The sequence below is a fragment of the Paracoccus salsus genome (assembly GCF_021556615.1).
GTDB lineage: Bacteria > Pseudomonadota > Alphaproteobacteria > Rhodobacterales > Rhodobacteraceae > Paracoccus > Paracoccus salsus.
Genome location: NZ_JAKGGD010000012.1, coordinates 1 through 18,948, shown reverse-complemented (window position 1 = coordinate 18,948; position 18,948 = coordinate 1). Strand labels below are relative to the sequence as shown.

General features: G+C 65.4%; 19 protein-coding genes. 16 read left to right on the top strand and 3 right to left on the bottom strand.

Annotated elements, in window-relative coordinates; all coding sequences use genetic code 11:
* The first annotated feature begins 59 nt into the window (after positions 1 to 59).
* The 11 genes from L1965_RS15455 (at position 60) to L1965_RS15405 (ending at position 10,163) form a co-directional block, all read left to right on the top strand.
* Positions 60 to 749 (top strand): HAD family hydrolase, encoded by a 690-nt coding sequence (locus L1965_RS15455; protein WP_235757334.1) that lies wholly within the window; start codon positions 60 to 62, stop codon positions 747 to 749.
* Between the two features lie 186 nt (positions 750 to 935).
* Complete coding sequence (locus tag L1965_RS15450) at positions 936 to 1,682, top strand: amino acid ABC transporter ATP-binding protein (RefSeq protein ID WP_241865556.1); 747 nt, start codon at positions 936 to 938, stop codon at positions 1,680 to 1,682.
* A 3-nt stretch (positions 1,683 to 1,685) separates the two neighbouring features.
* Entirely contained in the window at positions 1,686 to 2,516 is an 831-nt protein-coding gene (locus L1965_RS15445) for an amino acid ABC transporter permease (RefSeq protein WP_235757333.1), read from the top strand.
* Positions 2,517 to 2,540: 24 nt separating this feature from the next.
* Positions 2,541 to 3,371, top strand: coding sequence for a transporter substrate-binding domain-containing protein (locus tag L1965_RS15440; RefSeq protein ID WP_235757332.1), 831 nt, complete (start codon positions 2,541 to 2,543; stop codon positions 3,369 to 3,371).
* Between the two features lie 48 nt (positions 3,372 to 3,419).
* The gene (locus L1965_RS15435; protein ID WP_235757331.1) at positions 3,420 to 4,286 is read left to right on the top strand and encodes an amino acid ABC transporter permease; all 867 of its coding nucleotides are present in this window, start codon (positions 3,420 to 3,422) and stop codon (positions 4,284 to 4,286) included.
* Between the two features lie 501 nt (positions 4,287 to 4,787).
* On the top strand, positions 4,788 to 4,994 hold the full coding sequence (locus tag L1965_RS15430; protein ID WP_235757330.1) for a hypothetical protein: 207 nt from the start codon (positions 4,788 to 4,790) through the stop codon (positions 4,992 to 4,994).
* Entirely contained in the window at positions 4,955 to 5,479 is a 525-nt protein-coding gene (locus L1965_RS15425) for a DUF992 domain-containing protein (protein ID WP_235757329.1), read from the top strand. The genes L1965_RS15430 and L1965_RS15425 overlap by 40 nt, the downstream gene beginning before the upstream one ends.
* Before the next feature lie 312 nt (positions 5,480 to 5,791).
* Positions 5,792 to 6,241, top strand: coding sequence for a DUF302 domain-containing protein (locus L1965_RS15420; protein WP_235757328.1), 450 nt, complete (start codon positions 5,792 to 5,794; stop codon positions 6,239 to 6,241).
* A gap of 458 nt (positions 6,242 to 6,699) precedes the next feature.
* Complete coding sequence (locus L1965_RS15415) at positions 6,700 to 8,169, top strand: aldehyde dehydrogenase family protein (protein ID WP_235757327.1); 1,470 nt, start codon at positions 6,700 to 6,702, stop codon at positions 8,167 to 8,169.
* A 48-nt stretch (positions 8,170 to 8,217) separates the two neighbouring features.
* Complete coding sequence (locus L1965_RS15410) at positions 8,218 to 8,967, top strand: SDR family oxidoreductase (protein WP_235757326.1); 750 nt, start codon at positions 8,218 to 8,220, stop codon at positions 8,965 to 8,967.
* A gap of 179 nt (positions 8,968 to 9,146) precedes the next feature.
* The gene (locus L1965_RS15405; protein WP_235757325.1) at positions 9,147 to 10,163 is read left to right on the top strand and encodes an Ldh family oxidoreductase; all 1,017 of its coding nucleotides are present in this window, start codon (positions 9,147 to 9,149) and stop codon (positions 10,161 to 10,163) included.
* Between the two features lie 13 nt (positions 10,164 to 10,176).
* On the opposite strand, the gene L1965_RS15400 is transcribed toward L1965_RS15405, so the two are convergent.
* On the bottom strand, positions 10,177 to 11,580 hold the full coding sequence (locus L1965_RS15400) for a sensor histidine kinase (protein WP_235757324.1): 1,404 nt from the start codon (positions 11,578 to 11,580) through the stop codon (positions 10,177 to 10,179).
* Entirely contained in the window at positions 11,573 to 12,277 is a 705-nt protein-coding gene (locus L1965_RS15395) for a response regulator transcription factor (protein ID WP_235757323.1), read from the bottom strand. The genes L1965_RS15400 and L1965_RS15395 overlap by 8 nt, the downstream gene beginning before the upstream one ends.
* Positions 12,278 to 12,470: 193 nt before the next feature.
* On the opposite strand from L1965_RS15395, the gene L1965_RS15390 reads away from it, so the two are divergent.
* From L1965_RS15390 to L1965_RS15375, 4 genes are all read left to right on the top strand, one after another.
* Entirely contained in the window at positions 12,471 to 13,712 is a 1,242-nt protein-coding gene (locus L1965_RS15390; protein ID WP_439332099.1) for an ABC transporter substrate-binding protein, read from the top strand.
* A gap of 61 nt (positions 13,713 to 13,773) precedes the next feature.
* Positions 13,774 to 14,646 carry a carbohydrate ABC transporter permease gene (locus L1965_RS15385; RefSeq protein ID WP_235757322.1) on the top strand — a complete coding sequence of 291 codons (873 nt, stop codon included), beginning with the start codon at positions 13,774 to 13,776 and terminating at the stop codon, positions 14,644 to 14,646.
* Positions 14,647 to 14,650: 4 nt separating this feature from the next.
* Positions 14,651 to 15,490 (top strand): carbohydrate ABC transporter permease, encoded by an 840-nt coding sequence (locus L1965_RS15380; RefSeq protein ID WP_235757348.1) that lies wholly within the window; start codon positions 14,651 to 14,653, stop codon positions 15,488 to 15,490.
* A 3-nt stretch (positions 15,491 to 15,493) separates the two neighbouring features.
* Complete coding sequence (locus L1965_RS15375; RefSeq protein WP_235757321.1) at positions 15,494 to 16,600, top strand: ABC transporter ATP-binding protein; 1,107 nt, start codon at positions 15,494 to 15,496, stop codon at positions 16,598 to 16,600.
* Positions 16,601 to 16,743: 143 nt separating this feature from the next.
* On the opposite strand, the gene L1965_RS15370 is transcribed toward L1965_RS15375, so the two are convergent.
* Positions 16,744 to 17,205 (bottom strand): Lrp/AsnC family transcriptional regulator, encoded by a 462-nt coding sequence (locus tag L1965_RS15370; protein WP_235757320.1) that lies wholly within the window; start codon positions 17,203 to 17,205, stop codon positions 16,744 to 16,746.
* 137 nt (positions 17,206 to 17,342) lie between these two features.
* Between L1965_RS15370 and hppD the strand changes: the two genes are divergently transcribed.
* Positions 17,343 to 18,455, top strand: a complete 1,113-nt coding sequence (hppD, locus tag L1965_RS15365; protein WP_235757319.1) for a 4-hydroxyphenylpyruvate dioxygenase — start codon at positions 17,343 to 17,345, stop codon at positions 18,453 to 18,455.
* The last annotated feature ends 493 nt before the right edge of the window (positions 18,456 to 18,948 follow it).

Here is an 18,948-nt window from a genome sequence, read left to right as displayed (position 1 = left end):
TTTGACGACCCGGTACGGGGCTGCGAAGAGACCCGCGACAGCACAGCAGGAAACAGCCCATGCCCGACATCAAAGCGGTCGTCTTCGATCTGGACGGATGCCTTGTGGACAGCGAAGGCCACGCGCTTGATGTGCTGGCGGATGAGCTGCGCCTGGCCGGCATGGGCGACATGACGGTCGAGGCCCTGCGCGAGCGGTTCCTGGGCATCTCGCTCGCCAGAATCACCGAACATGTCGCCGAACGGGCGTGCCGCCCCTGCCCCGAGGATTTCGCCCACCGCTTCGAGACGCGGCTGTTCGCCAGGTTTCGCGACGAGTTGCGACTGATCGAGGGCGTCCCGGATCTGCTGGCGACGCTGGAGGCGCGCGGCATCGCGACGGCCATCGCCACCGGCAGTTCGCTTCGCAGGCTGCGGGTGACGCTGGACTGCGTGGGGCTGGGCGAGCATTTCCGCGACACCGGCTTCAGCGCGGATCAGGTCGAACACGGCAAGCCCGCGCCCGATCTGTTCCTGCTTGCGGCCGATCGGCTGGGAATTGCGCCGTCAGAATGCGCGGTGATGGAGGATTCGCCGCTTGGCATCGCGGGCGCGGTGGCGGCGGGCATGCGCCCGGTCGGATTCGTCGGCGGCAGCCATCTTTCCGGCATCCGCGACACACACGCCACCCGACTGCGCGACGCCGGCGCGGTCACGATCCGCAGCAACGCCGCGGATCTGCTGGGCGCGCTTCTGGACGGGACCAGCTGAGCCGATCGGCCGGACGCCGCCTGTCAGAGGCACGGCCCGCGCCTTGGAACGCGTGGCGATCGTCGCAGATGCGCGCCTGCTGCGGCAATGCGCCCAATTAACTCTGCCGAACGCGGCATTTACCGTTAGGATCGCTGTCGAATCTGCCACCCGGCAACATGGCCACGAGAGACAGGAATTGTGCCGATGACCGACTTGACGCCCATCATCCAGATGACCGACGTCTCCAGGATATTCGGCGACTTCCGGGCGCTGGACCGGGTCAGCCTGTCGGTCCTGCCGGGCGAGCGGGTGGTGGTCTGCGGCCCCTCGGGATCGGGCAAGTCGACGCTGATCCGGTGCCTGAACCGGCTGGAAAGCCACGACTCCGGCACCATCATCGTGGACGGGATCGAGCTGGGCGAGGACACCCGCGACATCCGCGCCGTGCGTCAGGAAGTCGGCATGGTCTTCCAGCAGTTCAACCTGTTTCCGCATCTTACCGTGCTTGAAAACCTCACGCTGGGGCCGATCAGGGTCCGCCGGATGTCCCGATCCGCCGCCGAGGAGCTGGCGCGCAATTATCTTGATCGCGTGCATATCCCCGAGCAGGCCGACAAATTCCCCGCGCAGCTTTCGGGCGGGCAGCAGCAGCGGGTCGCCATCGCGCGATCGCTCTGCATGGAGCCCCGCATCATGCTGTTCGACGAGCCGACAAGCGCGCTGGACCCCGAGATGATCAACGAGGTGCTGGATGTCATGGTGGAATTGGCCGGGACCGGCATGACCATGATCTGCGTCACGCACGAGATGGGGTTCGCGCGCAAGGTCGCCCACAAGATGGTGTTCATGGAGGCCGGCCGGATCGCCGAAATCGCGCCACCGGAGGCCTTCTTCTCGAATCCGTCGAGCGCGCGGGCGCGGCTTTTCCTTGACCAGATCCTGGAGCACTGAACCGTGCCCGACACCGCCCGGACCATGCCTCTTGTGCGCCGCCTGCGCTGGCGTCGGTTGTTCGGGACGCGCGCGGTCTCGGTTCTGATCTATGTCCTCGTCATGTGGCTGATCGTGCGCGCGGCGCTGCAAGGCGCGGCGGCGATGGGCTATAACTGGCAATGGTATCGCATTCCCGATTACGTTCTCGAACGCACCGATGCCGGGTTTCAGCCGGGCGAGCTGCTGGTCGGGCTGGGCGCGACGCTGCTGTTGTCGGCCTCGGCCTTCGCGCTGGCGCTGACCATGGGGCTGGTGGTCGCCCTGCTTCGGCTATCCGATCTGGTGATCGGCCGCGCGACCGCGCGGGTGTTTCTGGAGATCGTCCGCAACGTCCCGCTTCTGGTCCTGCTGTATGTCTTCTATTACGTGATGGGACCGATCTTCGGGCTGAACCGCTATCTGGCCTCGATCCTGTGCCTCGGCGTCTATCACGCCGCGCTGGTGTCCGAGATCATCCGTGCCGGCATCAACTCGGTCGCGCGCGGCCAGTGGGAGGCTGCGACCTCGATCGGGATGACGCGGACCCAGATCTATCGCTTTGTCATCCTGCCGCAATCGGTGCGCTTCATGCTGCCGCCCCTGACGGGCGAGGCCGTGAACATGATCAAGAGTTCGGCGATCGTGTCGGTGATCGCGGTGGCGGAACTGACCACCGCCGGGCGCAACATCATCTCTGACACCTATCTGAGCTTCGAGATCTGGTTCACGGTCGCCGCGCTGTACCTGGCGGTGACCTTGTGCCTGTCGATGCTGGTGGCGCGGCTTGAAGACCGCTTTGTCCTCGGATCCTGAACAAACCGACACGGGAGTTGCAACATGAGAAACCGAAGAACCCTGCTTGCCGGCGCGATGGCGCTTGGTGCCGTGCTGATGGCCAGCCTGCCGACGATGGCGCAGGATGCGACGCAGGCGCTGTCGCGCGAAAGCGTGATCGAGGGGATAAAGGAACGCGGAGTCATCCAGATCGGCCTTTCGCTGTTCGTGCCCTGGTCGATGCGTGCCAGGAATGGCGACCTGATCGGCTTCGAGCTGGATGTCGGCCGCAAGCTGGCCGAGGACATGGGCGTCGAGGCCGAGTTCGTCGAGACGGCCTGGGACGGCATCATCCCGGCATTGGTCGCGGGCAAGTTCGATGTCATCATTTCGGGGATGAGCTGGACCCCGCAGCGCAACCTGACCGTCAACTTCACCGATCCCTATGCCTATTCCGGCCTCAAGATCGTCGCAAACCGGCAACTGACCGAAGGGCTGAGCCTCGAGGACCTGAACGATCCCGCGATCACCTTCGCGGCACGGCGCGGCGCCACCCCCGCCGCCGCCATCGCCACGCTGTTCCCCGAGGCGCAGCTTCTGCTGTTCGACGAGGATGGCGCCGCGACGCAGGAAGTCCTGAACGGCAACGCCCATGCGACAATGGGGGCCGAGCCCTCACCCTCGCGCGATGCCCGCACGTATCCCGAAACACTGGCGGTCTTCAGCGACCAGATGTTCGATCAAAGCGGCGAGGGCTTCGTGATCCGCAAGGGCGACCCGGATGCCCTGAATTATTTCAACAACTGGATCGCCCAGAACCAGCGGTCCGGGTGGCTGGCAGAACGGCATGATTACTGGTTCACCACCGAGGACTGGGCCGATCAGGTGGAATGACAAGGCCGCCCCGCCGGGCCGGCGGGGCGTGCCCATCGGGGACAGCGCATGAGAAAGATCCACTGGCTGGACTGGATGATCCTTGCCCTGCTGCTGCTGTTCGCGGGTTATGTCTGGACCCGGATCGAGGGCACGCTGAACTACAAGTGGCGGTGGGAGATCATCCCGCAATACCTGCTGCATTACGATCAGGACCAGGGACGCTGGACGGCAGGCATCCTCATGGAAGGGTTGCTGAACACCATCCGCATCTCGGTCCTGGCCAGCATCCTGGCGCTGGTGCTGGGCACGATCCTGGGTCTAGCGCGCTGCGCGCAGAACCTGGCCGTACGGATGCTGGCGCGCACCTATCTTGAACTCCTGCGCAACATCCCCTCGATCGTGGTCATCTTCATCTTCTATTTCTTCCTCTCAGAGCAGTTGATCGCCGCGTTCAACATTGATGGCTGGGCCCGCGACATCGCGCGCGGCGAGAATGCCTGGCTCTGGCAGGTCTTTTTCGGCGACATGCGCCGCTTTCCTTCGCTGGTGTCGGGCATTCTCGTGCTGGCGCTGTTCGAAAGCGCCTTCGTCGGCGAAATCATCCGCGCCGGAATCCAGTCCATCCCACGCGGCCAGCGCGAGGCGGCGCAATCCCTTGGCCTGCCCTGGCGCGACGAGATGCGCTTCGTCGTGCTGCCGCAGGCGATGCATAAGATCGTGCCGCCGCTGGCCAACCAGTCCATCACGCTGGTCAAGAATTCGGCGATCGTGTCGCTGATCTCGGTCCACGACCTGACCTATCGGACGCTTGCCCTGGTCTCCTCGACACGCGCGATCTTCGAGGCCTGGATCACGACCGCGCTGATTTATGGCGGGCTGTGCTTCCTGTTGTCCCTGCTGTTCAGGCGGCTCGAGAAGGGTTCGGACCGCTGACCGAGGATGTCGGCGTTTTTCGACAGGCCCATACCGGACCGGATCGACCAGGGCTCGGCCCTGCCCGCCGAAACGGGTCGGCGCTGTCGTCGATGCGTTCCAGCGGCGGCCGCAAATCCGAATGCCGCGCCAGGCGGTCCGCGATCTGACCAGGATGACGTCATTCGCACCCGTCGCCTCGGCGGCGGACTCGCCGGCGCGCAACCGGCAGAGCGAAAGGCACACAAACGCCCAGCCGGCCCTTGCGGGGGTAATCCGGTACACCTTGCCATGGTTGCCGAAGCGGCGCATCAGACGTTCGGCGATCAGCCTGTCCTTTCCCGGCCGGAGCGATCGGGAGGGGGTGGCTCGCCGGCCCCCTCGAAGGGCCGGCGAGCCAGTCGGGGCTTGCGCCCCTCCGTCGCTCGCGACCTCTGTCGTTTCCCTGTCCTGCTTTGGTCGTCAAATATCCCGGGGGAAATCCCGCAGGGATCGGGGGCAGCGCCCCGGCGGCTGGCCGCCGTGAACGCCTTCAGCTTCGGCGCGTCGGCAGGCAGCGCGTTGCTGTGCGCCGGCGGCGCGCAATGGTCATTCACGGCGGCCAGCCATGCGGCGCGGGCGGCCCAACTTGAAAAATTCGTCCTGCGGCGCTATAACGCCTATTCGTTCAAAACGAAGGAAATGTTTTTATGGCTATCAAGACTGTCTGCAGCACTGTCATCGCACTGACCATCCTCGCGACCCCCGCCCTGGCGGACAACCACACGCAAGAGGAAAAGCCGGTTGAAGAGGTCGCCGGTCAGGAGTTGGGCCAACTGAGCTGCACCATCGACGGTGGCTGGGGGCTGCTGCTGGGGTCCAGCAAGGAAGCCACCTGTGACTTCGAGGGCAAGGATGGAACTGTCGTGACTTATACTGGCTCGCTGTCGCGTATCGGTATCGATATCGGCAAGACCGAGGAAGCGTTCATGACCTGGGCGGTCTTTTCCAAAGACGATTTCGAGATGAATGACGAGGCGCTTCTTGGCTATTATGAGGGCCTGAGCGCGGAAGCCAATCTGGGCATCGGCCTTGGCGCAAACGCTCTGATCGGCGGCACCAACAAGAATATCGGCCTGCAGCCGCTGTCGGCTCAGGGCAGCAGCGGTCTGAACCTGGCCGTTGGCCTGGCCTCTCTGCAGCTGGACAAAGTCGTCGCGACGCCGGCGGAATAAACCAGTCGAAACCTGCAGGAAAGCGGGGCCTTGGCCCCGCTTTTCTTGTCGAATGCGCCCCCCAGCCTTACGGCGGTGATGTTACGCTGGACCCTGTCACGCAGCCCCGGCCCGATACGGCGAGGCTGGCCACGTCGTCAGGAACGATGAAGGGCGGTTCCGGGCCTGAGCGAGCTTCCCTTGCGAAAACGCGGGCCCCGACACGCTGGCCGCGATCGCGCGACTGGTCCAGCGGTCCGCCTTGTCGATCCGGACGGGAACCTGGCGCCTTCGGGGGCGTTGGTCGAAAACCGCTTTGACCGGAGGACCGCCATGAAGCGTCTCGTACCCGCCGTCGCAACCCTGGCAACCCTGGCCAGCCCTGCCCTGGCCGATATCGACAGCGTCGCCGCAGACGGTTCGGTGGCCGAGGTGATGGACCGTCTTGAAGCCGCGGTGACCGAGGCCGGGGCCACCGTCTTTGCGCGCGTCGATCACGGCGAGGGTGCACGAAGCGTGGAAATGGAGTTGGCCGACTCGCAGCTGCTGATCTTTGGCAATCCGCAACTGGGGACGCTGGCGATGCAGCAGGACATCCGCGCCGGCCTTCACCTGCCGCTCAGGATGCTGGTCTACAGCGATCCGTCCGGGGCCACGCAGATCGCCTGGGTCGAACCCGCAGAGATGTTCGACGACCTTGAGATCGACGACGACGCCGAATATCTGGGCAAGATGGAACGGGCCATGAAAGGCTTCGCCGACAAGGCCGGCACCATCCGGTGAGCGCCTGGCGCGAAAGCGGCGCGGCGTCGCCATGTGAAATGGCGCGACATGGTCACGCGGCGCGGGCTCGGGTCGGCAGGATGAAACCTGGACCAGCTTGTCGCCGCGGTTGACGGCCCGGGCTTCCAGGCGCCGCTGCGCAACCGCTTGTGCATCGGCGAGTTGCGCGAAGTGACATCCGGCAGCTTCCGCCGGAAGCCCCGGCTGCCCAACATCCGGTTTGCGCCCGGTGGCATCATGGTTATCCTCACAGTCTGATCCGCCGCACCACGTCCAGCCAATCGGGCAGGGAGGTTTCGAGATGAGCCCGGACGGCACGACCTGCGCGACGCCTGCCGCATCGTCACGCCGGCCACCCGATCCAATCCCGCGCTGCTGGGCGCATCGGCAAGCCCCCGGCCTGTGACCGCGCGCGACGAGGTCAGTCAAGGCGCGCTTCAGCCGCAAAGGGAACCCGCATGAAAGACCTGCCCGTGTCCGCCCGAAAGCTTGTGCTTCCCCGCCCCGCCAACCTGATCGGCAACGCCTTCCTGCCGGCCGCGTCAGGGGCCGAGATGGAGGTGGTGTCGCCCATCGACGGGCTGCCCTTTACCACCATCGCCGACAGCGGCGCCGAGGATGTCGAGGCGGCGGTGGCCGCCGCGCGCGACGCGTTCGACCACGGCGACTGGGGCCGCCTGTCGGCGACCGAACGCGGCCGGCTGCTGCTGCGCCTGTCGGCGATGATCATCGCGCACGCCGAAGATCTGGCGCAGCTTGAATCGGCCGACAACGGCAAGCCGATCGCGCAGGCCCGCATCGACATGCAGGTGACCGGCCGCTATTTCGAATACTATGGCGCCGCCGCCGACAAGGTGCATGGCGAAGTGATCCCGTTCCAGCGCGGCTACAATGTCGAGGTCCGGCGCGAGCCCTATGGTGTCACCGGGCATATCATTCCGTGGAATTACCCCGCGCAGATGGTCGGCCGCTCGGTCGCGCCGGCGCTGGCGATGGGCAACGCCGCGGTGCTGAAGCCCGCCGAGGATGCCTGCCTTACGGCTCTGCGGATCGGCGAGATGGCGGTCGAGACCGGCTTTCCGCCCGGGGCGCTGAACATCGTCACCGGGCGCGGCGAGGTCGCGGGCAAGGCGCTGTCGGAACATCGCGGCATCGACTTCATGTCGTTCACCGGTTCGCCCGAAGTCGGCGTCATGATCCAGACCGCCGCCGCGCGGAACTTCATCGGCTGTACGCTGGAACTGGGCGGCAAGTCGCCGCAGGTCATCTTCGAGGATGCCGATCTGGACGCCGCCATCCCGGTCGTCGTCAAGGCGGTGATCCAGAATGCCGGGCAGACCTGCTCGGCAGGCAGCCGGGCGCTGGTCCAGCGTTCGATCCATGAACGGGTCGTGCGCGAGTTGAAGGCCCGTTTCGAGACGATCGCCGCCTCGGCATCCGGCGAGGATGCGGTGCTGGGGCCGCTGATCTCGGAACGGCAGAAGCGCAGGGTCGAGGGCTATATCGACAATGCCGATGCGCCGCTGATCGCGCGCGGCACGATCAGTCCCGACGCGCCCGAGGGTGGATATTATGTCGCGCCCGCCCTGTTCGGCCCCTGCGATCCCGATGCCGGGATCGCGCAAGAGGAGGTGTTCGGACCGGTTCTTGCGGTGATCCCGTTCGAGGACGAAGACGAGGCTGTCAAGATCGCCAACGGCACCGATTACGGCCTGGTGGCCGCTGTCTGGACGCGCGACGGTGCGCGTCAGCAGCGCATGTCGAACGCCCTGCGCTGCGGACAGGTGTTCATCAATGGCTACGGCGCCGGTGGCGGGGTCGAACTGCCGTTCGGCGGCATCCGAAAGTCCGGGCACGGCCGCGAAAAGGGCTTCGCGGCACTGCTGGAATTCTCGCATATCAAGACGGTCGTGAACCATTACGGCTAGTCGCACCCTGCCGCGACATTTCGAAGAACCCAGAAGGAGATTTGGCTCATGCGGCTTGAAGGAAAGACGACAATCGTGACCGGCGCCGCCTCGGGCTTCGGGCGCGGCATCGCGCAGACCTATATTCGCGAGGGCGCAAAGGTCGCGGTGGTGGACAGGAATGGCGAGGGCGCGCGCGCCGTGGCCGAAGAGCTTGGCCCCAACGCGATCGCCTTGACCTGCGATGTCAGCAAGGGCGACCAGGTCGAGGCGGCGGTCCGACAGACGCTCGACGCGTTCGGGCGGCTGGACATCGTGGTGAACAACGCGGGATGGACCAACCCGAACCGCCCCTTGATGGAGACCGACGAAGATACGTTCCGCAAGATCTATGACATCAACGTGCTGTCGATCTTTCACATGACCAAGACCTGCGTGCCGATCTGGCGGGATCAGGGGGGCGGCGTGATGCTGAACGTGGGATCGACCGCGGGCATCCGCCCGCGGCCTGGCCTGACCTGGTACAACTCTTCCAAGGGCGCGGTGAACCTGATGACCAAGTCGCTTGCGGTCGAGCTTGCCCCGGAGGGCATCCGGGTTTGCGGAATCGCGCCGGTCATGGGTGTGACCGGGCTTCTGGAACAGTTCATGGGCGTTCCCGACACGCCCGAAAATCGGCAACGGTTCATCGCGACGATCCCGTTGGGCCGGCTGTCCGAACCTCAGGACATCGCGAATGCGGCGCTTTATCTTGCCTCGGACGAGGCTCAGTTCATCACCGGCGTGATCCTTGAGGTCGATGGCGGCCGCACGATCTGAAACAGCGATGCCGCGCGGTCCACAGATCCAGCGCCTCGCCATCGGCGGTGGCGTGCCGCGTGACATCGGCGTCATCGAAGACGGTGCGTGAAAGGCGACCATGCGCAGGCGGTCTTGTCGTTGCCAGATTCGCCCGGATTGACTACACAGACAGCGGCAGACAGGTCCGCGGAGGCATGATGACCGACACCACGACACTGAGCGTCGAGGACTTGACCGGCATCGTCACCGGCATCTTCCGGACCGCCGGTCTCAGCGAATTGCAGGCCGAGCGGGTCGCCGCCGTGATCGTGGCCGGAGAGCGGGATGGCTGCAAATCCCACGGCATCTACCGCATCGACGGCTTGCTGCGCACGATCGACGCAGGCAAGGTCGCCCCTATGGCCGTGCCCGAACTGTCCGATGACGGATCGTCGGTGATCCGGGTGGACGCGAACGGGGCCTTCTCGCCCGCCGCGTTCCATATCGGCGCCCCGGTGCTGGTCGAGCGGACCCGCCAGCAGGGTATCGCGGCGCTGGTGATCAATTCCTGCACGCATTTCTCGGCGCTCTGGCCCGAGATCGAGGCGCTGACCGACCGGGGGCTGGCCGCGATGGCGATGTGCCCCAGCTATGCCACGGTTGCGCCGACCGGTGGCACGAGGCCGCTCCTGGGAACCAATCCGATCGCCTTTGGCTGGCCTCGCCCCGACCAGCCGCCCTATGTCTTCGATATCGCCACATCGATCGCCGCGCGCGGCGAGATCGAACTGCATCGCCGCGCCGGCACCGATCTGCCCGAGGGATGGGCGCTGGACAGGGACGGCCAGCCGACCACCAACCCCGACCGGGCGCTGGAAGGCGCGATGCTGCCCTTCGGCGCGCACAAGGGGTCGGCGATCGCGACCATGATCGAGTTGCTGGCCGGGGTGATGATCGGCGATCTGACCAGCCCCGAGGCCCTGGATTTCCTGGGCACGACCAGCCTGCTGCCCCATCATGGGGAATTGATCATCGCGTTCTGCCCGGATCGCTTTGCCGCCGGCCGCCGGGGCGATCCGCTGGCGCGCGCCGAAGTCCTGTTCGACGCGATCCTTGGCCAGGGTGCCCGCCTGCCCTCGCAGCGGCGCTTTGCCACGCGCGAGATCTCGCGCAGGCGCGGCATCCAGCTTTCCGCGGCCGAGATGGAATCGCTGCGCCAGGCACACCGGACCTGAACCGGCGGGCCGGTCAGGACCAGAACCGGCACAGGACCAGATGCGCCGCAAGCCCCTTCGCCTCTCGTCGGAACTCCAGCCTTCCGCCGTGCTGAGCGGCGACCGTGGACACGATCGCCAGACCCAGCCCGACACCGGAGGCCCCCGCCGTGTTCTGTCCGCGCTGAAAGGCCCCTGTCAGGCGAACCAGATCATCCTCGTTCAGCACCGAACCGCGATCCGTCACGCTGAGCCAGGCGTCATCGGCGTCGCCATCCACCATCACCTCGGCCTCGCGGCCGTATTTGAGGGCGTTGTCGATCAGGTTCGACAGGGCGCGACGCAGCGCGGTCGGCTGGCCGCGCATCAGGATGGCGTGGCTCTCGGCGGTCGGTCGCGAACTGAGGCGGGCAAACAGCGTGCCGGCACCGGCTTCGCGCGGCGCAGCGGGGGCCATATGCACCGGCAGGCCGACATCCTGATAGTCGGCGACCACCGCCTCGGCCAGTGACACCAGCGAAAGCTGGCGAAAGGGTTCGGCGCCGATCTCGGCGCGGGTATAGGTCAGCACGCCCTCGATCATCGTGGTCATCTCGTCGATATCGCGTTCCAGTTTGGCCCGTAGCGGCTCATCCTCGATCAGGGCGCAGCGCAGCCGCAGCCGGGTCGCCGGCGTGCCCAGATCATGACTGACGCCCGACAGCACCAGGGCGCGGTTTTCCAGTGCGGCGCGGTCCTGCGCGACATAGGCATTGACCGCCTCGGCGGTCTGCCGCAATTCCTCTACCCCGCCCTCCGGCAGTGCGGCCATGCGGGCGCGGTGATCGCGCAGCGCGGTCGCGAAGGCCGTGAACGCCCCCGACACCTCGGCCACCCATCCCAGCAGCAGCGCCAGACCCGCGGCCAGGATGGCCCCTGCCAGCAGCCGCATGTCGCGCGGCGCCGAGGCGCAGCCCCAGACCGCCGCGCCGTCGATTCGCGTCCACGCGGTCTCGTCCAGTTGCACATACAACCGTGGATCGCTGCAAAACCGCGCCATCGTGCGCGTCACCGACGCCAGCCCGGCGGCTTGCGAGGCGCCGCCCACGCTGACCACCTCGGCGGCCGGATACTGGATGTCGGGCGACTGGATCCGGATCGACAGGCGGGGCCCCTGCAGCAGATCGGGCCGGCCGCCGGTCAGGGTGATCCGGGTTTCGCGCCAGCCATTCGGCAGGTGCGGCGGTTCGGGCAACCGCGTCATGCTGAGATCGTCGGGAAGTGGCCCGCCATTGGCCAGGCTGTCATGCAGCGCCAGACCCGTCACATAGGCCCGCGCCAGATAGGCGCGCCAGGCGGCATCCGACGACATCCACACCCACACCGCCGCGCCGCCGGTGACCACTGCCAGCAGGATCCACAGGCTGGCAAGCCAGCGCAGGCCGAAGCGCCTAGTCATCCTCGCGAACGACCTCGGCCGAGAACAGATAGCCGACTCCGCGTTCGGTGCGGATCAGGCCGGGATCGGTTTTCTGGCGCAGCCGGTTCACCAGCATGTCGATGGCCCTGCCCTCGGCGGCCTCGTCATCGTCCAGCGCCTCGGCGATCTCGTCCCGGGTCAGCGGGATCAGCGGGTTGGCCAGGAAGACGCGCAGAATGGCCGTCTCGCGCGAGGACAGCGCAACCTGCCAGCCGCCCGGTGCCGTCACCTCGTCGCGCCGCGCGTCATAGCACCAGCCCGCAAAGCGGCAGACCGCGTTGCGACGGCGGTGGGACAGGCTGGCGGCGCGGTGCGCGCGGCGCAGAACGGCGCGGATCCGGGCCAGCAGCAAGTCGGGATTGAAGGGCTTGGCGATGTAGTCATCGGCGCCAACCTCATAGCCCGCCATGCGCTGATGGTCTGCCGACAGCGCCGAAACCATGATGATCGGCACGTCTTGCGCCTCGCGGATCTCGGCGCAGATCCGCACGCCGTCATCCTCGCCCAGGGACACGTCCAGCAGGATCAGGTCCACCCGCGCGGCCTTCAGCGCCGCCAGTGCGCCGGCGCGATCCGCCGCGCAGCTTACGTGGAAGCCCTGCTTTTGCAGATAGGCAGCCAGCATCGCCGCCATCTCGGCGTCATCCTCGACGATCAGCAGCCTGTGCAGGCTCATCGCACGGTCTCCTCGCCCTCGAATTGGCATCAGTTAGCAGATGAGGCGGTGGCTTCGTAACAGTTTGTAACGTGGGCGCAGGAAATCTGCAGTCGGCATGGCTGATCTGCATTGTGGTCATGGCTGTCGGTTTGGCATGATACCGGACGACGCGGGGCAGATGACCCTGCGCGACAATGATCTGGGAGGATCCATGTATATGAAATCCGTTCTGGCGGCTTCGACCGCCGTGATGCTGGCTGGCCCGGCGATGGCCCAGCCCACCGCCGAGGTCCTGCACTGGTGGACATCGGGTGGCGAGGCGAAATCCGTCGCGGTGCTTCAGGACCAGTTCAAGGCCGAGGGCGGCACCTGGACCGACATGCCGGTCGCAGGCGGCGGCGGCGATGCCGCGATGACCGCCCTGCGCGCCCGCGTGCTGTCCGGCAACGCCCCGACCGCCGTGCAGCTGAAGGGGCCCGCGATCCAGGAATGGTTCGAGGAAACCGGTCTTGCCGACATCGGCCCCGTCGCCGAAGAAAATGGCTGGGCCGACGTGCTGCCGGAGCAGTTGGCCGCGCACATGAAATGCGAGGGCCAGTGGTGCGCCGCGCCGGTCAATGTCCACCGTGTCAACTGGATCTGGGGAAACAAGCAGATCCTGGACGAGCACGGCATCACCCAGCCCACCACCTGGGAAGAATTCAACGCGGCGGCCGAAAAGCTGCAAGCCGCAGGCATCACGCCGCTGGCCCATGGTGGCCAGAGCTGGCAGGACGCCACGGTGTTCGAGGCCGTCGTACTGGGTCTGGGCGGCCCGGAATTCTTTCAGAAGGCACTGGTCGATCTGGACACCGAGGCACTGAACTCGGACACCATGAAGCAGGTCTTCGACGAGTTGCGCGTCCTGCGCGGCTATGTGGACGACAATTTCTCGGGCCGGGACTGGAACCTGGCGACTTCCATGGTCATGAACGGCGAGGCGGCCTTCCAGATCATGGGCGACTGGGCCAAGGGCGAATTCCTGGCCGCCGGCAAGGAACCCGGCGTCGATTTCGTCTGCTGGCCCACGCCGGGCGACGGATTCCTGTACAATGTCGACAGCTTCGCATTCTTCAATGTCGAGGGTGAGGACAAGCAGCAGGGGCAGGCGCTTCTGGCCAAGCTGATCATGGGTCCCGAGTTCCAGAAGACCTTCAACCTGAACAAGGGCTCGATCCCGGCGCGCACCGATGTGGCGCTGGATGATTTCGACGACTGCGCCAAGCAGTCGAACGCCGACATGAACGAAGACGCGGGCGACGGGTCGCTGCTGCCGTCCTATGCCCACGGCATGGCGCTGCGCGGTGCGCCGGCCGGCGCGATCACCGACGCGGTGACCAACTTCTTCAACAGCGACATGTCGTCGGAAGACGCCGTGCAGCAATTGTCGGACGCGGTCGCGAACGCGATGTGATCACGATCTGCCCGCGCCCCGGATGTCGGGGCGCGGGACTTTCCTGGGGGGATTTCCGGACATGGAATGGTTAGAACGCAACGTACCCAAGCTGGTCCTTGCGCCGTCTTTCGTCGCGATCCTGGTGTTTGTCTATGGCTTCATCGTCTGGACGGCCTGGATCAGCCTGACGAAGTCCAGGCTGATGCCGCGATACGACATCGACGGACTCGGCCAGTACACGCGGCTGTTCGCCTCGCCACGCTGGGACGTGGCGATGAACAACCTCTATATCTTCGGGGCGCTGTTCATCATCATCTCGATGCTGGTCGGGCTGATGCTGGCGATCTTTCTGGACCAGAAGATCCGCGCCGAGGGCGTGCTGCGGACGATCTATCTGTATCCGATGGCTCTGTCGCTGATCGTGACCGGGACGGCATGGAAATGGATCCTCAATCCCGGTCTTGGAATTCAGGACATGGTGCGCAGCTGGGGGTTCGAAAGTTTTACCTTCGACTGGCTGATCCGCCCGGAAATGGCGATCTACACCATCGTCCTGGCCGCCGTCTGGCAGGCTTCGGGCTTTGTGATGGCGCTGTTTCTGGCCGGGCTGCGGTCGGTGGACACCGAGATCATCCGCGCCGCCCAGGTTGACGGCATCCCGACCCACCGCATCTATTCGGCGATCATCATCCCGACCATGGCCCCGATCTTCCTGTCGGCCTTCATCGTTCTGGCGCATCTGGCCATCAAGGCGTTCGACCTGGTGATCGCGCTGACCAATGGCGGTCCCGGCTACGCGACCGACCTGCCCGCGACCTACATGTACGCGATGGCGTTCTCGCGCGGGGATCTGGGTCAGGCTGCGGCCAGCGCCATGATCATGATGATGGTCATCTTCGCCATCGTCGTCCCGTATCTCTACAGTGAATTGAGGCCCCGCCGTGACCAGTAACACCATGCTGCGCTGGGGTCTTTACGCGATCCTGACCGTGTTCGCCCTGTTCTATCTGCTGCCGCTGTTCGTGATGCTGACCACCTCGCTGAAAAGCCTCGAGGAAATCCGCACCGGCGGTCTGCTGGCCCTGCCCCGCGCGATCACCTTCCAGCCCTGGCTGGAAGCCTGGTCCTCGGCCTGCGCCGGCACCCAGTGCGAGGGGCTGCGGCCGTTCTTCTGGAACTCGGTGCTGATGGCGGTGCCGGCAGTGCTGATCTCGACCGTCGTGGGCGCGCTGAACGGCTATGTCTTCGCGCAGTGGCGCTTTCCGGGCGCGAACCTGTTCTTCGCGGCGATCCTGTTCGGCTGCTTCATCCCCTTCCAGGTGGTGCTGATGCCGATGGCCCGGATGCTGGGGCTGCTGGGCCTGGCCGGCACCATTCCGGGACTGATCTTCGTCCATGTGATCTACGGGATCGGCTTCACCACGCTGTTCTTCCGCAACTACTATGTCACCATCCCGCAAGAACTGGTGCGGGCCGCCAAGGTCGACGGCGCGGGCTTCTTTCGCATCTTCTGGTCGATCTTCCTGCCGATCTCGCTGCCGATCATCACCGTCTCTGTCATCTGGCAGTTCACGCAGATCTGGAATGACTTCCTGTTCGGGGTCAGCTTCAGCGGCCCGGGCAGCCAGCCCGTGACCGTGGCGCTGAACAACATCGTCAACTCCACCACCGGCGTCAAAGCCTACAACGTGGACATGGCCGCAGCGATCATCGCCGCGCTGCCCACGCTGCTGGTCTATGTCGTCGCCGGGAAATACTTCATCCGCGGGCTGACCGCCGGCAGCGTCAAGGGATAAGCCATGCCGATCCTCGAAATCGAAAACCTGCAGAAATCCTATGGCGAAACCCATATTCTGCACGACATCAACATCAGCATCGAGGAAGGAGACTTCCTGGTTCTGGTCGGCCCCTCGGGCTGCGGCAAGTCGACGCTGCTGAACTGCATCGCCGGGCTGGAGCCGATCACCAGCGGCACCGTCCGCATCGCCGGGCGTGACGTGACGGGCGTCAGCCCCAAGGATCGCGACATCGCGATGGTGTTCCAGTCCTACGCCCTGTATCCGACGATGAGCGTCGCCAAGAACATCACATTCGGCATGCAGGTGCGCGGCGTCGACAAGGCGACACAGGCCCGCAAGCTGAAAGAGGTCGCCGGCCAGTTGCAGATCGAGCCCCTGCTGGCGCGCAAGCCCGGTCAGCTGTCGGGCGGCCAGCGGCAGCGTGTCGCCATGGGCCGGGCACTTGTGCGCGACCCGAAGCTGTTTTTGTTCGACGAGCCGCTGTCCAACCTGGACGCCAAGCTGCGCGTCAGCATGCGGACCGAAATCAAGAAGCTGCATCAGGACCTGAATGCCTCGATCGTCTATGTCACCCATGACCAGATCGAGGCGATGACCCTGGCCACACGGATCGTCGTCATGAAGAGCGGCGTGATCCAGCAGATCGGCAGCCCGGCGGAAATCTACAACCGCCCGGCCAACATGTTCGTGGCCGATTTCATGGGCAGCCCGGCGATGAACCTGATCCCGGCGCGCGTCCGCGCCGAGGATGGCCAGACCCGGATCGAGATCGACCGGATCGGCGACGCGCCGCTGGTCATCACCGATCCGGTCGACCGCCAGCTTCCGGCCGAGATCGTGCTGGGCGTCCGGCCCGAAGACATCCACGAGGCGACCGAAAACGCCCATCTGCCCGGAACCGCGCAGGGTGCGGGCGGCGAGGTCATGATCGAGATCGTCGAGCCCGCAGGCGCTGACACCTTCGCCGTCACCCATCTGGGCGGCAAGCCGGTGACCGCGCGCCTGCGCGCCGAAAGCGCGGTCCGCTCGAAGCAGAAGTTCCCGCTGGCGTTCGACCTGTCCAAGGTGTCGTATTTCTCACCCAAGGATGGCAGTCGGCTGAACTGAACCGATCCGGGCCGCCATTCCGGGGGCGGCCCGGACCGGTCTGCGTCCAGCGGCGCGCGCGGTCCAATCAGACGTCTGAATCATGTCCGCGGGACCGATTCATCCGCGGGACGGGCGACCCGGCGACGCATCAGGTCCTCGCCTCAGGGAATGGCAACGCCGCGCTCGTCCTTCAATGTCTTCAGCACGATCTCGGACCGGACCTGCGCGACCTGCGGATGGGGCAGCAACTGACCGTGCATGAATTCGGCAAAAGCGTCCAGATCGCGGGCCCGGACGTCCAGAACGTAATCGGCATCCCCCGAGACCGAATAGGCCGACCGGATCTGCGGATGGCTGGCGACGAAGAGGGCGAAGTCATTCTGCTTGCCCTGGCCATGGCCAGACAGGTTGACGCGGATGATCGCCCGCAGCCCGTATCCCAGCCTGGCCGCGTTGAGGCGGGCCGAGTATCCCTCGATGACGCCCGCCTGTTCCAGCGCCGCGCGCCGGCGCGAGCATTGCGAGGCCGACAGGTTCACCACCTCGGCCAACGCGGCATTGGTCATGGCCCCGTCTCGCTGCAATGCGGCAAGAATCGCAGCATCAAAGCGATCCAGGATCATTTCACGCGCCTTTTCATGACATCATGCATTTTCCATGCAATAATGCCAGATAAACCGTCCGCTTCGCAACCAACTTGCATGGCAATTCCGTCATCCTGTCAGCTTCGCAACAGGAACGCACTCGACAGGAGGAACGCATGGGTCCTTTCCCGCACAATGCCCCGAAACCCACGATCAGTGCCGCAAACCCGGCCGGCACCGACGGATTCGAGTTCGTCGAATTCGCCCATCCGCAACCCGAACTCCTTGACCGGATCTTCCGCCAGATGGGCTTTGTGCCGGTTGCCCGGCACAAGACCAAGGACATCACGCTGTACCGGCAGGGAGACGTCAACTACCTGCTGAACGCTGACACCGGCAGCCATGCCGCAGGCTTTGTCCACGAACACGGCCCCTGCGCGCCCGCCATGGCGTGGCGTGTCGTCGATTCCCAGGCCGCGCTCAAGCGCGCGGTCGATCTGGGCGCGACCGAATACACCGGCGACGGCAAGTCGATCGAAGCCCCGGCGGTGTTCGGGATCGGCGGTTCGCTGCTGTATTTCATCGACCGCTATGGCGATTCCGGCAGCGCCTACACGGCCGACTACGACTGGCTGGACAAGGTCGATCCGCGCCCCGAGGGCTTCGGCTTCTTCTATCTCGACCACCTGACCCACAATGTCATCCGTGGCAACATGGATACCTGGTACAAGTTCTACCACGACACATTCAACTTCCGCGAGATCAAGTTCTTCGACATCAGGGGCAAGCAGACCGGTCTGGTCAGCCGCGCGCTGACCTCGCCCGATGGCAAGATCCGCATCCCGATCAATGAAAGCACCGACGATCACAGCCAGATCGAGGAATATCTGCGGGAATACAACGGCGAGGGCATCCAGCACATCGCCATCGCCTCGAACGACATCTATGCTGGCACCGACATGATCGCCGATGCCGGAATGGAGTTCATGCCCGGCCCTCCCGAAACCTATTACGAGATGTCGCGTCGTCGCGTCACCGGCCATGAGGAGCCGCTGGACAAGATGAAGAAGCACGGCATCCTGATCGATGGCGAGGGTGTCGTCGGCGGCGGCGAAACCCGGATCCTGTTGCAGATCTTCTCGAAGACGGTCATCGGGCCGATCTTCTTCGAGTTCATCCAGCGCAAGGGTGATGACGGCTTCGGCGAGGGCAATTTCCGCGCCCTGTTCGAATCGATCGAGGAAGACCAGATTCGCCGCGGTGTGCTGACCGCCGGTCCGGCCGACTAGGCCGAGCCGATCATCGCGCCGCCCGCATGAATGACGGGCAGCGCGGTGATCGGATCGGCTGGAAAGCGAACGGAAGGTCCATCGCAAGCGGCGACACCAGGCGAGGCGGGTGTGCGAGCGGCCGCACGATCGTGAAGGATTGTTGCGGCAGCGCGGAAGGCGCATGTCCTCTCGCCATGGACCTGGCGCATGGAGATGGCTGTCATGTCAGGGTCTGTCCCGCAGCGACAGCGGAGGCCTGGATCGACGGCCACGTTTACGCATGCGCCTTGGCGTCGTGTCGCTGGCCCCGTCTTGCGCCACCCTCTGCCCGGCTTTTACCCCGCCGTTGGCACAGGTCGAGTAAGAGTCCTGGGGCAGGTCAGCCGCTAGCCGCATTCAGGCCCGCATGCAGGCCCGCATGCAGGAAGGGCGGCCCCTTTCCGGGGGCCGCCCTTCGTCATGTCGTCGCGGGTCGGGCCTGTGGTCTCAGGCGGCCGTCTTGGCGGCCGAA

Coding starts and splice junctions, on each gene's coding strand:
- L1965_RS15455 (WP_235757334.1), top strand. CDS start 60: ATGCCCGACATCAAAGCGGTCGTCTTCGATCTGGACGGATGCCTTGTG.
- L1965_RS15450 (WP_241865556.1), top strand. CDS start 936: ATGACCGACTTGACGCCCATCATCCAGATGACCGACGTCTCCAGGATA.
- L1965_RS15440 (WP_235757332.1), top strand. CDS start 2,541: ATGAGAAACCGAAGAACCCTGCTTGCCGGCGCGATGGCGCTTGGTGCC.
- L1965_RS15435 (WP_235757331.1), top strand. CDS start 3,420: ATGAGAAAGATCCACTGGCTGGACTGGATGATCCTTGCCCTGCTGCTG.
- L1965_RS15425 (WP_235757329.1), top strand. CDS start 4,955: ATGGCTATCAAGACTGTCTGCAGCACTGTCATCGCACTGACCATCCTC.
- L1965_RS15420 (WP_235757328.1), top strand. CDS start 5,792: ATGAAGCGTCTCGTACCCGCCGTCGCAACCCTGGCAACCCTGGCCAGC.
- L1965_RS15415 (WP_235757327.1), top strand. CDS start 6,700: ATGAAAGACCTGCCCGTGTCCGCCCGAAAGCTTGTGCTTCCCCGCCCC.
- L1965_RS15410 (WP_235757326.1), top strand. CDS start 8,218: ATGCGGCTTGAAGGAAAGACGACAATCGTGACCGGCGCCGCCTCGGGC.
- L1965_RS15405 (WP_235757325.1), top strand. CDS start 9,147: ATGACCGACACCACGACACTGAGCGTCGAGGACTTGACCGGCATCGTC.
- L1965_RS15400 (WP_235757324.1), bottom strand. CDS start 11,580: ATGACTAGGCGCTTCGGCCTGCGCTGGCTTGCCAGCCTGTGGATCCTG.
- L1965_RS15395 (WP_235757323.1), bottom strand. CDS start 12,277: ATGAGCCTGCACAGGCTGCTGATCGTCGAGGATGACGCCGAGATGGCG.
- L1965_RS15390 (WP_439332099.1), top strand. CDS start 12,471: ATGTATATGAAATCCGTTCTGGCGGCTTCGACCGCCGTGATGCTGGCT.
- L1965_RS15385 (WP_235757322.1), top strand. CDS start 13,774: ATGGAATGGTTAGAACGCAACGTACCCAAGCTGGTCCTTGCGCCGTCT.
- L1965_RS15380 (WP_235757348.1), top strand. CDS start 14,651: ATGCTGCGCTGGGGTCTTTACGCGATCCTGACCGTGTTCGCCCTGTTC.
- L1965_RS15375 (WP_235757321.1), top strand. CDS start 15,494: ATGCCGATCCTCGAAATCGAAAACCTGCAGAAATCCTATGGCGAAACC.
- L1965_RS15370 (WP_235757320.1), bottom strand. CDS start 17,205: ATGATCCTGGATCGCTTTGATGCTGCGATTCTTGCCGCATTGCAGCGA.
- hppD (WP_235757319.1), top strand. CDS start 17,343: ATGGGTCCTTTCCCGCACAATGCCCCGAAACCCACGATCAGTGCCGCA.